This is a genomic window from [Pseudomonas] carboxydohydrogena, assembly GCF_029030725.1.
Lineage (GTDB): Bacteria > Pseudomonadota > Alphaproteobacteria > Rhizobiales > Xanthobacteraceae > Afipia > Afipia carboxydohydrogena.
Genome location: NZ_CP113162.1, coordinates 93,517 through 107,908, shown reverse-complemented (window position 1 = coordinate 107,908; position 14,392 = coordinate 93,517). Strand labels below are relative to the sequence as shown.

The 14,392-nt window shown below is 58.7% G+C and carries 12 protein-coding genes; 6 read left to right on the top strand and 6 right to left on the bottom strand.

Annotation, left to right across the window (positions count from 1 at the left end):
• The first annotated feature begins 123 nt into the window (after window positions 1–123).
• The 4 genes from AFIC_RS00465 to AFIC_RS00450 all read left to right on the top strand — a co-directional run bounded on the left by AFIC_RS00465 (window position 124) and on the right by AFIC_RS00450 (window position 3,861).
• Entirely contained in the window at window positions 124–1,992 is a 1,869-nt protein-coding gene (locus AFIC_RS00465; RefSeq protein ID WP_275248767.1) for a multicopper oxidase domain-containing protein, read from the top strand.
• Window positions 1,993–2,021: 29 nt separating this feature from the next.
• Window positions 2,022–2,387, top strand: a complete 366-nt coding sequence (gene copC / locus AFIC_RS00460; RefSeq protein ID WP_338063158.1) for a copper homeostasis periplasmic binding protein CopC — start codon at window positions 2,022–2,024, stop codon at window positions 2,385–2,387.
• Complete coding sequence (copD, locus tag AFIC_RS00455) at window positions 2,387–3,325, top strand: copper homeostasis membrane protein CopD (protein ID WP_275247242.1); 939 nt, start codon at window positions 2,387–2,389, stop codon at window positions 3,323–3,325. Before copC ends, copD begins: the two co-directional genes overlap by 1 nt.
• Before the next feature lie 62 nt (window positions 3,326–3,387).
• A complete protein-coding gene (locus AFIC_RS00450) occupies window positions 3,388–3,861 on the top strand; it encodes a DUF411 domain-containing protein (RefSeq protein WP_275248766.1) in 474 nt (157 codons plus the stop codon).
• A 141-nt stretch (window positions 3,862–4,002) separates the two neighbouring features.
• On the opposite strand, the gene AFIC_RS00445 is transcribed toward AFIC_RS00450, so the two are convergent.
• The 6 genes from AFIC_RS00445 to AFIC_RS00420 form a co-directional block, all read right to left on the bottom strand.
• Window positions 4,003–4,413 carry a copper-binding protein gene (locus AFIC_RS00445; protein WP_275247241.1) on the bottom strand — a complete coding sequence of 137 codons (411 nt, stop codon included), beginning with the start codon at window positions 4,411–4,413 and terminating at the stop codon, window positions 4,003–4,005.
• Window positions 4,414–4,560: 147 nt separating this feature from the next.
• A complete protein-coding gene (locus AFIC_RS00440) occupies window positions 4,561–7,761 on the bottom strand; it encodes an efflux RND transporter permease subunit (RefSeq protein WP_275247240.1) in 3,201 nt (1,066 codons plus the stop codon).
• Window positions 7,758–9,272 (bottom strand): efflux RND transporter periplasmic adaptor subunit, encoded by a 1,515-nt coding sequence (locus AFIC_RS00435; protein ID WP_275247239.1) that lies wholly within the window; start codon window positions 9,270–9,272, stop codon window positions 7,758–7,760. Before AFIC_RS00435 ends, AFIC_RS00440 begins: the two co-directional genes overlap by 4 nt.
• Before the next feature lie 377 nt (window positions 9,273–9,649).
• Complete coding sequence (locus AFIC_RS00430; protein ID WP_275247238.1) at window positions 9,650–9,922, bottom strand: hypothetical protein; 273 nt, start codon at window positions 9,920–9,922, stop codon at window positions 9,650–9,652.
• A 613-nt stretch (window positions 9,923–10,535) separates the two neighbouring features.
• The gene (locus AFIC_RS00425) at window positions 10,536–11,177 is read right to left on the bottom strand and encodes a DUF1109 domain-containing protein (RefSeq protein ID WP_275247237.1); all 642 of its coding nucleotides are present in this window, start codon (window positions 11,175–11,177) and stop codon (window positions 10,536–10,538) included.
• Window positions 11,174–11,728 carry a sigma-70 family RNA polymerase sigma factor gene (locus AFIC_RS00420; protein ID WP_275247236.1) on the bottom strand — a complete coding sequence of 185 codons (555 nt, stop codon included), beginning with the start codon at window positions 11,726–11,728 and terminating at the stop codon, window positions 11,174–11,176. Before AFIC_RS00420 ends, AFIC_RS00425 begins: the two co-directional genes overlap by 4 nt.
• Window positions 11,729–12,613: 885 nt before the next feature.
• On the opposite strand from AFIC_RS00420, the gene AFIC_RS00415 reads away from it, so the two are divergent.
• Both AFIC_RS00415 and chrA read left to right on the top strand, forming a co-directional pair.
• Complete coding sequence (locus AFIC_RS00415; RefSeq protein WP_275247235.1) at window positions 12,614–12,748, top strand: hypothetical protein; 135 nt, start codon at window positions 12,614–12,616, stop codon at window positions 12,746–12,748.
• A 371-nt stretch (window positions 12,749–13,119) separates the two neighbouring features.
• Window positions 13,120–14,304: a chromate efflux transporter gene (chrA, locus tag AFIC_RS00410; RefSeq protein WP_275247234.1), complete on the top strand. Its 1,185-nt coding sequence runs from the start codon at window positions 13,120–13,122 to the stop codon at window positions 14,302–14,304.
• The last annotated feature ends 88 nt before the right edge of the window (window positions 14,305–14,392 follow it).

Sequence of the window (14,392 nt, the reverse complement as noted above, 5' to 3'; positions counted from 1 at the left end):
GCGACGTGGGCGGCCTTCTTGGAAAGAACAATGAGATAGCTAGGGCGTCTAAAAAGCACCGGGAACAGACCTGCGGTCGATGGTCCACATATGCCAGCGATTGGGTTGAACGAGGAGGTCTCCATGATTGCTCTTCCATATGACTACTTCTTGATCGTCTGGTTCATCCTCGCAGCCGCTTCCACGGCGTACGTTGCGTTCGACCAGTTCAACGGCAACCCGGAACCGACGGTGATGAAGTGGGGCTTCATCCTCGTCACTCTCTACATGGGGCCATTCGGTCTGCTGCTCTACGTACTGGCGGACAAGGAGCCGCGTCCCGGTGAACATGAACGGTTCACCGCGCCTCTTTGGAAGCAGGGAATCGGAAGCACCATCCATTGTGTCGCTGGCGACGCCACCGGGATTATTCTCGCGGCGGTCGTGACGGCGTCGCTCGGACTGCCGATGTGGATCGACCTGATCGTCGAATATATCGCCGGGTTTTCGTTCGGGCTTTTCATCTTCCAGTCGCTTTTCATGAAAAAGATGATGGGCGGCACCTACTGGGAAAACGTGCGCAAGAGCTTCATGCCCGAATTCATCAGCATGAATGCTATGATGGCGGGAATGGCGCCGACGATGAGCTTGTTGATGATGGGCCGCGACATGCGCGCCATGGATCCGCTTGAACTGGTCTTCTGGGGTGTGATGTCGATCGGCGTCATGGTCGGATTCTCGACCGCCTATCCATTCAACGTCTGGATGGTGAAGAAGAAGGTCAAGCACGGCCTGATGACCGTTCGCTCCAATGATGACGCAAAAGCCCACGATGACCACGCAAAGAAGCCGGCCATGGACAAGATGGCCCATTCTAGGATGGCTCACGGCAGCGGCCATCAGATGGCCGGCGACGCAACCACTCCGCAGTTGGTGGCGCTCGCCGGCGTGACGGGATTTCTCCTGATATCCGGAATGGTCATTCCCGGCTTTTCCGTGAACCTCGGTCTCAGCGCCCGCGACGTCGATGCCTCCATCATGCCGCCAGGTATGATCAACACGTTCGATCTACCCGGCGAGGCCATGAAGGACATGGCCGCTGTGAAGCCGCGACAGGTTACTTATATTGCTCCGCTCGACGCAAAGGGCGACCAGGTGCTGCAACCGCGGATCGAGAATGGCGTCAAAGTGTTTGAGCTGGAAGCTTCCGTCATCCGCTGGAACATCCTTCCCGACGTCGCGGTCGATGCCTACGCCTACAATCATCAGGTGCCGGGGCCCCGGTTACAGATGACCGAGGGCGATCACGTCCGAATCAACTTCCACAACAATCTCCCGGAATCCACGACCGTGCATTGGCACGGCCTGATCGTGCCAAACGAAATGGATGGACCGGCGAAGATCACTCAGGATCCGGTGCCTCCAGGTGGTTCCTACACCTACGAATTCACGGTCGGGCAAAGCGGCACATATTTTTACCACAGCCACGACCACCCGGACCGGCAGCAGGCGCTCGGGCTCTATGGCGCATTGCTGATTGCGCCCAAGGATCCATCGGCTGAAGTGAAAGCCGATCTGGATTACACGATCCAGTTGCAGGAATGGCTGAAACGCGAATGGCTCACCTATCCCGCCATGTCGATGGAAGGAGCGATGCCGAACTACTTCACCATTAATGGCAAGGCCTATCCTTCGACCGACACGATTGCAATGAAGGTCGGGCAAACCATCAAGCTGCGGTTCATCGGCACCAACAATAACTTCATTCATCCCATGCACGTCCACGGCGGTCCGTTCGAGGTCGTTGCGGTCGATGGTGTGACGTTGAACGAAAGCGCGCGTTATCAAGCGGACACCGTCAACGTCGGCCCAGGCCAGCGATACGATGTGATCTGGACCGCCCGCAAGCCCGGCAAATGGCTGGTGCACTGCCACATTCCGCATCACACGGCTAACAACAATGTCGAGCAGCACGGCGGCGGAGGCCTGATGCTCGTTCTCGACGTGAAATGAGCCTCCGCTTCACCGCAACAGGAAAACAAATGTCGAAGACTTCAACGGCTACCATTGCATTGATCGCAGCAATCTTTTCAAGCGGAGCAGCCCTCGCTCATCCACAACTCGAGACGTCTGAACCTGCCGCAGGAGCAGCGACGACTGCACCCAAGCAGATCAAGATCACCTTCAACGAAACCGTCATCCCGCAATTTTCCGGAATTGAGATCAAGGACAAGGCGGGCCGAACGATCACGGTCGGGAAGCCGGCCGTCGATCCCGCCGACAAGAAGCGATTGATTGTGCCGGTGAAAGAGGCATTGCCTTCTGGCGAGTACAGGGTCGATTGGCACGCCGTCTCGGACGATACCCATCGCGTCAAGGGGACCTATTCGTTCAGCGTGACCCGCTGATGATTGAGGTCGGGCTTATTATCGCGCGGCTTCTGCATTATCTGGCGACGACGGCCCTTGCGGGGCTATCGTTTTTTCCGCTGTACGCATACTCGGGAGCCGAACCGGAAGTCTTAGGCCGCTGGCGGCACAAATGGCTCTTGTGGACCGCCATTGCTGCACTGTTGAGCGGTCTTTGCTGGTTCACATTTGCTGCCGCGAACATGAGCGGGAGCATGCGCGATCTCGCTGATGCAGAAACGCTCTGGACGATCGTCCACGACATGAGTTTCGGTCATGTCTGGGCGCTACGTATGCTTCTTGCGGTGCTCACGATTGGCGTCGCGGCATCAGGTCTCCGTTCGAAGGTAGCGGCGCATCATTATAATTGGATGATGTCGCTCCTAACCGCGGTTCTTTTGGCATCGCTGGCCGGGACGGGGCACGCCCAGATCGAGGAAGGGCGGCTTGGCATCATTCACGTTGTTGCCGACGCCGCACATCTTCTCGCCGCCGGGACTTGGCTCGGAGGGCTCATTCCGCTTGCGGTGATCCTGCATCGCTCCAAAATAAGAGACGTGAATGTGAGGTCGGAGGACTTAAATTGCATTTTGACGCGATTTTCCGGAATGGGTTATGCCGCGGTCGCCACATTGATCGGGTCGGGTCTCGTCAACAGTTGGTTCTTGGTTGGATCGTTTTCCGGATTACTGGACACTGCCTATGGCCAAATCCTCCTTGGAAAGCTTGTGCTGTTTGTCGGAATGCTCGCGCTCGCGGTTGCGAATCGGTTCTGGCTCGTGCCGTCGATGAGCAAGCTTCGAACGGATACGGCAGGTGAATTGGCCATGTGGTCCACAAGGCTGCGCCGTCACGTGCTCGGTGAGCAGTTTTTGGGATGCGCGGTTCTCTTGGCGGTAAGCATCCTCGGAACTATGCAGCCGGCCGTCGGGCAGTGATAATGGCTTCACGCAAAGAGATGATCGAAGATGAAGGAAATGAACTTAAAGGGAGGATCAAGATGAATACAGGTGACGTATCGCGACGGAGCGCGCTCGGACTTGTCGCGGCGGCATTGATCGCTCCGACGGTTTCTGTGGCTGCACAGACCACTGTCATTCGTGTTCACAAGGATCCGAATTGCGGCTGCTGCTCGGGATGGGTGAGGCATTTGGAAGCTGCGGGATTCGGCGTCGCGGTTGTAGAAGACACCGATCTCCGGGTCATCCGGAAGCGTTTGGGCGTCCCGACCGATCTGTCCGCATGCCATACAGCCGAAGCGGGCGGATATGTCATCGAGGGACATGTTCCGGCCGCGGCCATTCAACGGATGCTGAAGGAGCGCCCCGTTGCCACCGGCGTGGCGGTTCCGGGAATGCCAGTGGGTTCTCCCGGCATGGAGGGCGGCAAGCCCGAACGATATGTCGTTGTTCTGTTCGGGCCGGATGGTCGACGTGCCTACATGGAATTCGAAGGCTTGCGTCCCGTCGGTTGATTAACCGCCGTTGGACTGCTCAAATGTTCCTCAGGGCAAGCCGCTCAAATTTCAGAGGAGTTTGTAAGCGGCACCGGATGCCCTGACCTGATCGGAGTGCGGTTAGGATGCCTTGCGATCCGATCCTGCCTGCCGCATGCGTCAGGGCGTCGGTGTGATCGACTGGACGGTATAGGTGCCACCGGAGCCGCTCAGGGTGAAATTCACCTTGTCTCCGGTCTTCACCTTCGCGAGATCGACCGACGGTGCAACAGCGAACTCCATCTTCATGGCGGGCCAGTCGATAGCCGGAATTGGGCCGTGATCGAAGGTGATTTTGTGATCCGCGGCGTTCAGCGCCGTGACCGTGCCGGAGGCGGTCGCGCTCCTTACCTCCTTCGCGTCGCTCATCGGCGCCATCTTCTTCATGTTCTTCATGCCATTGATGTCGGACATGCCCGCGCCTCCCTGAGCGAAAGTGGCGCCTGCCTGCAGCGTCAATGCGGCACCGAGCAGCGTGGCAGCAAGAACTCCGGCACGTTGGGTCCGGCGATGGTTATCGACGTAATACATTGATATTCTCCTGTTTGGCGTGATGATTTGTGGATGCCACGGTGGGCGTGGATAGGGTGATGAGCGAACGAACTGAATCCGCTAGGATCGTCTTCGCGTCCATTGCCGCCGTTTTCGGTGCGCAATTCTTGTGAAGCTGTTTCGCCGTCATTGCACATTCTCCGTATGGTGCAGTTCGAGCGTTCGCGTCGGGCCTCGATGTCCGGTACCTTTCTCGTCGCTGTCCTGCCACGGCACGGCGGGCAATCCGATTCCCTTGACCACCGCGAAGATCGCGGGAATGACAACCAAGGTCAGCACGGTCGAGGAAACCATGCCGCCGATCATCGGCACGGCAATTCGCTGCATCACCTCCGAGCCGGTCCCCGTGCTCCAGAGAATCGGTACCAAGCCCGCCATGATGGCGACGACGGTCATCATCTTGGGCCGTACCCGGTCCACCGCGCCAAGCATGATCGCATCGTACAGGTCGGCACGCGTGAACTGCTCTCCAGCGGCCGATCGTTTCGCCTTCAATTCGGACATGGCCTGCTCGAGGTAGATCAACATTACGACGCCGGTTTCGGCCGCGACACCCGCAAGCGCAATGAAGCCGACGGCGACCGCGACCGACATGTTGAATCCGAGCCACCACATCAACCAAATGCCGCCGACCAACGAAAACGGCAATGACAGCATCACGATCAGGGTTTCCGCCAGTTTCCGGAAATTCAGGTAGAGCAGCAGAAAGATGATCAGCAAAGTCACCGGCACGACTATCTTGAGTCGCGCTTCGGCACGCTGCAGATACTCGAATTGTCCGCTCCAGGAGACGTAGTAGCCCGGCGGAAATTTTACTTTTTGCGCGACCGCCTGCTGCGCCTCGGCGACGTAGCCGCCCAGATCGCGACCGGTAATGTCGACGTAAATGTAAACCGCGAGTTGACCGTTCTCGGTGCGGATCGAGGTGGCGCCGCGGGTCAATTTCACGCTGGCGACCTGGCCGAGCGGGACGCTCCCACCGGACGCCAGCGGTACCTGGACATCGGTGCTGATCGTCTGTGGGCTAGAGCGCAATGCGCGCGGATACCGGATGTTGACGGCGTAGCGTTCCCGACCTTCGACCGTCGTGGTGACGGTTTCGCCGCCCAGCGCCGTGGCGATCACGTCTTGGACGTCGCTGATCGTCAACCCGTAGCGGCCCAACGCCAAACGATCGGGAATGATCTCCAAATAGTATCCGCCAATCACGCGCTCAGCATAGGCGCTTGAGGTACCAGGCACCGATTTGACCACCCCTTCGACTTCGCGGGCGAGCTTCTCCATTTCCGCAAGATCCTTGCCGAAAATCTTGATCCCGACGGGCGTGCGGATTCCGGTCGACAGCATGTCGATTCGGGCGCGGATCGGCATCGTCCACGCATTTGAGACCCCCGGAAACTGCAGCGCCTTGTCCATCTCGGCCTTGAGGCTGTCGATCGTTACGCCAGGCCGCCATTCCGACTTCGGCTTCAAATTGATGATGGTCTCGAACATTTCGGTCGGCGCCGGGTCGGTGGCGGTCGAGGCGCGGCCCGCTTTGCCATAGACCGACGCAACCTCGGGGAATGACTTGATGATGCGGTCCTGGGTCTGCAACAGCTCAGCAGCCTTGGTGATGGACAGGCCGGGCAGCGTTGTCGGCATGTACATCAGGGTGCCTTCATTGAGGGTCGGCATGAACTCGCTGCCGAGTTGGCGGGCGGGCCAGATCGTCACCGCCAGCGCCGCCAGCGCAAGTACGATCGTCAATGTCTTCGCCTTGAGAACCCACCGGATCACCGGTCGATACACCCAGATCAGGAACCTGTTCACGGGATTCTTGTGTTCCGAGATGATGCGCCCGCGGACAAAGATGACCATGAGAGCCGGCACCAGCGTGATCGAGAGCAGGGCGGCCGCAGCCATCGAAAAGGTTTTGGTGTAGGCGAGCGGCCCGAACATGCGTCCTTCCTGCGCCTCCAAGGTAAAGATCGGTAAGAACGAGACGGTGATCACCAACAAACTGAAGAATAGCGACGGCCCGACTTCGCTGGCCGCATCGATCAGGATCTGCATCCGCGGTGTGCCAGGCTCCGCGCGCTCGAGATGTTTGTGCGCATTTTCGATCATGACGATCGCCGCGTCGATCATAGCGCCAACCGCGATGGCAATGCCGCCGAGGCTCATAATGTTGGCGCCAAGCCCCATGAACTTCATGGCCGCGAACGCCATCAGGATGCCGACGGGGAGCATTAGGATGGCAACGAGGGCGCTGCGCAGGTGAAGCAGGAAGACAAAGCAAACCAAGGCAACGATGATGCTCTCTTCGAGCAGGGTGCCCTTGAGCGTCTTGATGGCAGCTTTGATGAGTTCGGAGCGATCGTAGACTGGGATGATCTCGACGCCCTTGGGCAGGCTTGAGGCGATCTCTGCGAGGCGCGCCTTGACGTTGTCGATCACGGTGAGAGCATTGGCGCCGAACCGTTGCAGCGCAATACCGCTGACGACTTCGCCGTCGCCGTTGAGTTCGGTAATGCCGCGGCGCTCGTCAGGACCAAGTTCGACGCGCGCAACATCCCGCAATCGAAGCGGAGCGCCCGCATCAGTCTTCAGAACGATGTTCTCGATGTCCTCGATGCCTCTGAGGTAGCCACGGCCGCGGACGACGAATTCAAACTCGGACAGCTCCACGGTGCGCCCGCCGACATCCATGTTGCTCGCCCGGACGGCGCTGCGAAGCTTGTCCAGGGAAATGCCCTGGGCGCGCAATTTTTGTGGATCAACGACAATGTTGTATTGCTTGACGAAGCCGCCGACGCTGGCCACTTCCGCGACGCCTTCGGCTTTGGAGATTCCATAACGGATGGTCCAATCCTGGAGGGAACGCAGTTCAGCAAGGGTCATGTTCTTGGCCACAACGGCGTATTGATAGACCCATCCAACGCCGGTTGCGTCAGGCCCAAGAGTTGGGGTCACACCCGTCGGGAGTCTGCGCGCTACGGTGTTGAGATATTCCAGCACGCGGCTGCGAGCCCAATATGGATCGGTGCCATCTTCGAAAATGACGTAGACGAAAGACGCGCCGAAAAACGAGAAGCCCCGCACCACCTTCGATTTCGGCACCGTCAGCATCGCCGTCGTCAACGGATAGGTGACCTGATCTTCGACGACTTGGGGCGCTTGCCCGGGGTATTCAGTGTAGACGATGACCTGTACGTCGGAGAGATCGGGGATGGCGTCGAGCGGCAGGGTGCGCAGTGCATAAATACCCGCTGTGACTGCGAACACGGTCCCGATCAGGACGAGCATGAGATTCCGCGCCGACCAGGCGATCAGGCGGGCGATCATTTCGATTTTTCTCCATCTGTAAATGCCTGCAAAGCCGATTTCAGGTTGCTTTCGGCATCGATCAGGAAGTTGGCGGCGACTACGACGAGATCGCCTTCGTCGACACCCTCGCGGATCTCGGTGTAGTCCTCGCCACGTGTGCCGACCTTGACTTCACGTGGCTCGAAACGGCCTTTACCTTTGTCGATGAAAACGATCTGCCGCGCTCCGGTATCGATCACCGCGCCGTTTGGTACTGCGATCACGGGCTTTTCGGCACCGGACGCGATTTCGACGTCGGCGAACATATCGGGGAGAAGCACGCCGTCAGGATTGGGGAGTTCGATGCGCACCTTGGTGGTTCGCGTTTGCGTGTTCACCTCAGGATAGATCAAAGCGACAGATCCTTTGAATACCCGACCCGGCAGACTGCGAACCTTGATCGTCGCTGCCGCGCCGATCTTCACGGCATCGATATCCTGTTCGGCGACGTCAGCGATCACCCAGATCACGGAGGTGTCGGCCAGTCGAAACAACACGTCGCCCGGCATCGCCCGCATGCCCTCGATCGCCGTTCGCTCCAGAATCACGCCATCGCGCGGGGCCGTCCAGGTTATGGTCAGTGGGACCGTTTTGGTACGATCGATTTCGGCGATCACGCTGGCGGGTACGGCTAGGTTCTCGAGCCGCCGCCGTGCGCCTTCGATCAGTTGCTTGCGCCCAGCAAGATTGGCCGTTCCACCGCTGTCGCTGACGATGGACAGGTATTGGGCACCCGCAGCCGCCACATCGGGCGAATATAGCTTCAGTAACGGTTGCCCCTTGGTGACGTGATCGCCTGTAGTGACGTTCTCGACGCTCTCGATGAACGACTGCGCTCTCAACGAGACGACGGCCACGCGTCGCTCATCGAGCTTGATCGTTCCGGGAGCACGAACGGGCCGTGTCACGGTGCGCAGGGAGGCAGGTTCCGATCGGACGCCGGTGCGTTGCAGCTTGCCCGGTGAAATCTGGATCGTGGAGGCGTCGTTCTCACCTTCGTACACGGGGATGTAGTCCATCCCCATTGAGTCCTTCTTCGGAACAGGAGAGGTGTCGGGCAGGCCCATCGGATTGCGATAGAAGAGAATCCGCTTGGCTCCGGTGTCCTGGGCCGGCGCCGCAGTTTCCGAAGGGTTATCGAAGCTGACATCTTCGTTGGCATAGACTGCAATATACGGACGCCCGTCCGGTGTCGTCTTCGCGTTCTTGGAATAGAGCGTCTTGCCGTCGGGGTCGCGGTAGTAAATGATCGGACCGGTTACCGCGGGCTTGGCGGGCTGGGATCCGAGGAGGGCTGCGACACGAAGCGGAACCCAGCTAGGTAACGTTTGGTTAGCGTGACCGAGTCGATAGCCAACTCCCAGCATTGCGACAAGTGCGCTTATTGCAAACGCAAGGAGCGCGATCCGTTTCGCGGTCGATCTTCCGGTTTGGGCGCGGGGCCTCACGCGTCCATCCTCGAATGGACGGTGTTCAGTCAACTTATCCATCAGTGTACCCTTGGCACTGCTGCGGAATGCCGCAACTGAACCTGATTAGGTCTTTCCGGCAGAAACGATGCCAGTCCGGGAAGCGATCGTAAGTAGGTCGCCCGTTCCATGATGTTCTGGCTATCCCTCTGTATCGACCGAGCTGTGTTCTGCCGGGCACATCAGTGCACCGGATCGAAAATCCTATTTGCAAACGAACCACCGATTATTTCGCATCGGACTCCGGACCGGTTACAGGCTCACGCCGATGTGAAAGACCCACCTGAATGGTCGTTCGATGCTCCGAAGTCGATTAATGCCGAGGCCGAACGATTTATGGGCGCCCTTCCGGGTGTGCAAAATTCATCGACCGGCATGGCGATCGGACGGCGACTGTTTCAGCCGTGATGGTCTTTTTGCTTCGGTGCATTTTGCTTGTCGTGACGTTCGTTGCTGGCCTTCATCATTTGATTGCAGCTTTTCATCATCTGCTTCATTTGGCTCATCATGCCCATCATTTCCTGCATGCCCTGTGAGCCGTTGCCCATCATGGGTTGATTGGTTTCTGGCGGCGGATTCGATGGCGTGGACGTTTCGTCCGCCTGGACGGCGGCAGAAGCCGCTAACGACGCAATCAATGCGAGCGGGATGAGAGTGGTGGTGATCTTCATTTTGTTGCCTTTCTAAAGGATGGCACGGATCGGTGATCAATGCGTGCTGCGGTACGGTTTGGGGCAAACTGCGACGCTCCGCTCGTCGCATCCCGAGGCATCGTTGCCATGAGAACATAGGTGCAGGGCGCACATGGCCAGACAGGGAAGGGCTGGCAGGAGAAATGGCAGGACACCTGATGCTACGAGCCACCGCCAGTTGAACGCGACTCCGGCAAGCAACGCCAATGCAGCCAAAAGCAGCCACAGCGTGCGTTTACAAAAACCAAACGCATCGGGAATCCTGCGCCGCAGGTCTTGTCGATCCAATGCCGACGTTAACCATGTCATGGTTGCGTCTCCTGCCATGCACCTGCACCCTCGCCGCTTGCTTAAGAGGGCGATCATCATCCGTTAGTTCGCGAAGGGGCGCATGCCGGTTACAAGCTCACGCTCTCGTGAGACCGACCGGAGAAGCAGTTTTCTCTTCTCGGCGGGGACAAACAGGTGACGTGCTGTCTTCCTTCGTGGCGGCGCTCATCCGCGCCGCCCCGACCTTCAGCTCTCATTGGTGTAGACGGAGTAAGGATTTTGTCTTTTCACCGGGCAATGCCGAGCGCGGCCAATGCCAACCTTACCAACGCAGCAGTTTGGGGCCGAGCACGGCGCCAGCGACCGTACACAAAACGATCGTGCCCCCATACCAGAGCGCAATGAAGGGAAGCAGGTCATCCATGCAATGCAAAGCATAGGCGGTCGCGCTGACGCCGCCCGCGACCAGCCCGGCCAGCGCACCGGTGCGGACCAAATCGGTCGGGGCGGCGAGGCGGACTGCCGCCATGATTGTGGCGAATGGTACGACCGCGACCGTGGGGACGGCGATTAGGCATTCGAGCCAGTAACTGCCGAACACCATGGTCTCCCAGTGTGACCGTGGTGCCGTGGCCAGATTGATGGCCGCAATGATCATGGCTGCGAGAAACGGTAGGACGGTGAGGGCGAACCGGACCCGGAATTCGCCGCCGGGGCGGATGTACTTGACCAGATAATGCGAGGCCAAAATCACGACCGACAAACTGAAGGCCAGTTTTGCAACCAGAAAGACTTGAGCGTGCAGTTCATCGAGGTCGGTGCGAACGCCGAGGATAAAAACCACCACCAGCAGGGATGCCGCAGCTCCTATCAAGATTGCAATCCGAACATTCCGGACGACCTCTTGCGTATCGACCGGATCAACCTGTGAGCTGAGCATGGAAATCAATTCGTTGGTTTTCACGCCTTTGTCTCCCGAGCAATTAACGCGGTGAGTATCTTTAACCCACGGTGAACATTCACTTTGACGGCAGATTGCGACATCCCGCTACGATCGGCGGCTTCGGCTACACTCAAGCCTTCGAGTTTCACGTATTGGAGCGAAAGTCTCATTCGTTCCGGTAACCTTTCCAATAGCTTGGAAAGGTCGAATTGACTTTCTGCGGCAGCATTGTCGTCCGATGCCAGGATGTTGTCGGCGTTTTCTAACGGTACGTCCGCCGTCGTAGCCCTGGTGCGTCGCAAATGGTCGATGAGCTTGTAGCGGGCAATAGCGTATACCCACGGCGTCAGCGGTTGTTCCGGATCGTAGGTGTGACGTTGCGTATGGATGACGATCAAGGCCTCCTGCACGAGGTCTTCAGTTTCCTCGGCTGTCCGCCCGGATCGCAAAAGCCTGGTCTTGTAGTAGCTCCGCAGATGTCCGCCCAAAGTCGTCAGCAGTAATCGATGCGCGTTGGAGTCGCCTTCGAGGCTCGCCGTCATGAGCGCTTTGAGGTCCGACTCCTTTGTCATCTCTCCCTCGTTAGATTCGAACGGACAATGCCCGTGGTTACAGACTCACGAGATAGTGAGTGCAGGTGGCTGCGACAGGCGAAGTTCAGGAGAAGTCACAAAAGATGAGCGCAACAGCTTGGGTGCATCGATCGTATCATTCAACGCTTCGGTACCTCACCCAAGATTATAGCGTGCCTTTGGCCGGGGCAAATTGCAGTATCGCAACGGCGATGGGCTCGGTCTGTCTGGCGTTGTCGGACAAATCAACCGAGACGGCCGGGGAACACCAGAGCGTCGAAAACGGGGCATATCTCGATCACTGCTTCCGCTCGGCTCTAAGTATGCACGGTCGCGCTCACATCGTCGTGACCTGTAACCCGTCAGACCTCACGTTCGAACTCATTTACATGAGGTCCATGCTGTGACCATCAAGCCGAGCCGGGAGATGAAAAATGGGCAAATCAAACAGGGTTGCATTACTGTCGCTGTTCCTGATCGCCTCCGCATCGCCAAGCTTTGCGCATGCGACCAAGACCGATTCTGGTCTTCGGACTACGGCCGCGGAGCGGATGATTCCTACGGTCTCGCCCCAGAACTGGGTCGCTACTCGGCATCTCGGCCCGAAAGCTTGCAACTATCGCGGCGGACCTAAAACGGGCACATGGTCGTGTGAACGAACGTCCAACCTCATCAACGGCGCAAGCCTTCGTTGAATTGACTTCTAGTTGTCATTGTCGGTGCAGATGAAGCCCATCATGGACGTTTTATGAGGGACGGCGATCGGTCGGTCGCAACGCTCAACGGCAACGTCAACTTGTGCGGCTTGATGTTTGCCGAAGCTCATCATGATGGACGTGCTCGAAACGGGGGCGCATTCCGAAGCCCGACGAAATGAGGTGAACCATGATGCACGACATGGTGCCAGGCATGATGTGGGGAATGGGTCTCATTGGATTATTGGTTGTTGTTGTCCTGCTGCTTGTGGTGGCCGCGCTGGTCAAATATCTGCGTTCGTCGAACAAAGGAGGAGATCGGTGAAAGGACTGTGAATGCTCGTGTTCGCAGGCAGTCGCCGTTGCTTTCGGAGCGATTGCGGCTAGGGCCCACGGATTTTTTGGAGGGTTGATTCGGGACAATTTAGTGGTACAAAGGAGTGCAGTGGGGCCCTAATAACCTACTGATTTTGCTAGATGAATGCTCAGGAGTCGCCAATCCTTTCCTGGGCACCATTTTTAGATCATGCGGCTATCGCTGATCTCCCCTCGTCGCGGGGATTGTTCCGCCGTCTTGCGGTATACACGATGCGGCTTCCACAAATCTTGCGCCAAAACATGAAATCGCCGGGCTGGCGGCCTGCCTGATGCCTGTAAGGTGAGAGGCAGGTGATGCATGCGGGCGGGCAGAGGGCAATGAACGGTCGCGCGGTCGGAAGCAATCCTGCCGAAATATTTTCAGTTTTCCTGAAACTGGGGCTCACCTCGTTTGGCGGGCCGGTCGCGCATCTCGGCTATTTCCGATCCGAGTTCGTCGAGCGGCGGAAATGGCTGAGCGAGGAAAGCTACGCCGACCTCGTGGCGCTTTGTCAGTTTCTTCCCGGTCCTGCATCGAGCCAGGTCGGAATCGCGATCGGCCTGTTGCGTGGCGGCTATCCCGGTGCGCTCGCGGCGTGGGCCGCATTCACGCTGCCGTCCGCACTGGCACTTGTTCTCTTTGCTTATGGCCTCGCGGTCTTTGAAAATCATTTCGGCGGCGGATGGCTGCACGGGTTGAAGGTTGCCGCCGTCGCCGTCGTGGCGCTGGCCATTCTCGGCATGGCCAGAACGCTGACGCCGGATCGTCTCCGGGTGACGTTTGCGATTGCCGCGATGGCGGTGGCGCTCATGCTGCCCTCGGCGTGGGGGCAGATCGCGGGCATCGTGCTCGGCGGATGTGTCGGCTGGTTTTGCATCGAGGGAAAACCGTCCGCCGATCAGGCCGTGCTGCCGCTTCCGATCAGCCGCGGGGCTGGCGTCGCGATGCTTGTTGCGTTCGCCGTTTTGCTGGCGGGTCTGCCTCTCGCCGCGGCGGCAACCGACAGTCTGTCACTGAAACTGTTCGACATCTTTTATCGCGTCGGATCGCTGGTGTTCGGCGGCGGCCATGTCGTTCTGCCGCTGCTCAAGGCGGAAGTCGTCCCGGCCTTTGTGAGCAGCGACAATTTCCTTGCGGGCTACGGCGCCGCGCAGGCCGTTCCGGGTCCGCTGTTCACGTTCGCCGCCTATCTCGGCGCGGTCATGGGTGGATGGACCATCGCGGCCGTTTGTCTTGTCGGCATCTTTCTGCCGTCGTTTCTGCTGGTGATCGGCGTGCTGCCGTTCTGGGATGCGCTGCGAAGAAAACCGGCGGCGCAAGCCGTGCTGGCGGGCGTGAACGCGGCGGTGGTCGGATTGCTGCTCGCCGCGTTCTACGATCCGGTTTGGACCGCGGGCATCACCAACAGCTATGACTACGCGCTCGGGTTGGGCGCGTTCGTGCTGCTGTTCGTATGGAAGGCGCCGCCGTGGCTTGTGGTGGTTCTGTGCGGTGCGGCCGGGCAATGGCTCTCTCATTGGTGAACCGGCCGGGGTTGCGGAGATTCTGTTCAGCGGGTACAGAGCCTCACCGCCGCTGATCGCGGGCCGTCTCAACGCGTGTCGTTGGGTG

Coding starts and splice junctions, on each gene's coding strand:
- AFIC_RS00450 (WP_275248766.1), top strand. CDS start 3,388: ATGAATACAGGTGACGTATCGCGACGGAGCGCGCTCGGACTTGTCGCG.
- chrA (WP_275247234.1), top strand. CDS start 13,120: ATGAACGGTCGCGCGGTCGGAAGCAATCCTGCCGAAATATTTTCAGTT.
- AFIC_RS00420 (WP_275247236.1), bottom strand. CDS start 11,728: ATGACAAAGGAGTCGGACCTCAAAGCGCTCATGACGGCGAGCCTCGAA.
- copC (WP_338063158.1), top strand. CDS start 2,022: ATGTCGAAGACTTCAACGGCTACCATTGCATTGATCGCAGCAATCTTT.
- AFIC_RS00415 (WP_275247235.1), top strand. CDS start 12,614: ATGATGCACGACATGGTGCCAGGCATGATGTGGGGAATGGGTCTCATT.
- AFIC_RS00430 (WP_275247238.1), bottom strand. CDS start 9,922: ATGAAGATCACCACCACTCTCATCCCGCTCGCATTGATTGCGTCGTTA.
- copD (WP_275247242.1), top strand. CDS start 2,387: ATGATTGAGGTCGGGCTTATTATCGCGCGGCTTCTGCATTATCTGGCG.
- AFIC_RS00445 (WP_275247241.1), bottom strand. CDS start 4,413: ATGTATTACGTCGATAACCATCGCCGGACCCAACGTGCCGGAGTTCTT.
- AFIC_RS00440 (WP_275247240.1), bottom strand. CDS start 7,761: ATGATCGCCCGCCTGATCGCCTGGTCGGCGCGGAATCTCATGCTCGTC.
- AFIC_RS00465 (WP_275248767.1), top strand. CDS start 124: ATGATTGCTCTTCCATATGACTACTTCTTGATCGTCTGGTTCATCCTC.
- AFIC_RS00435 (WP_275247239.1), bottom strand. CDS start 9,272: ATGGATAAGTTGACTGAACACCGTCCATTCGAGGATGGACGCGTGAGG.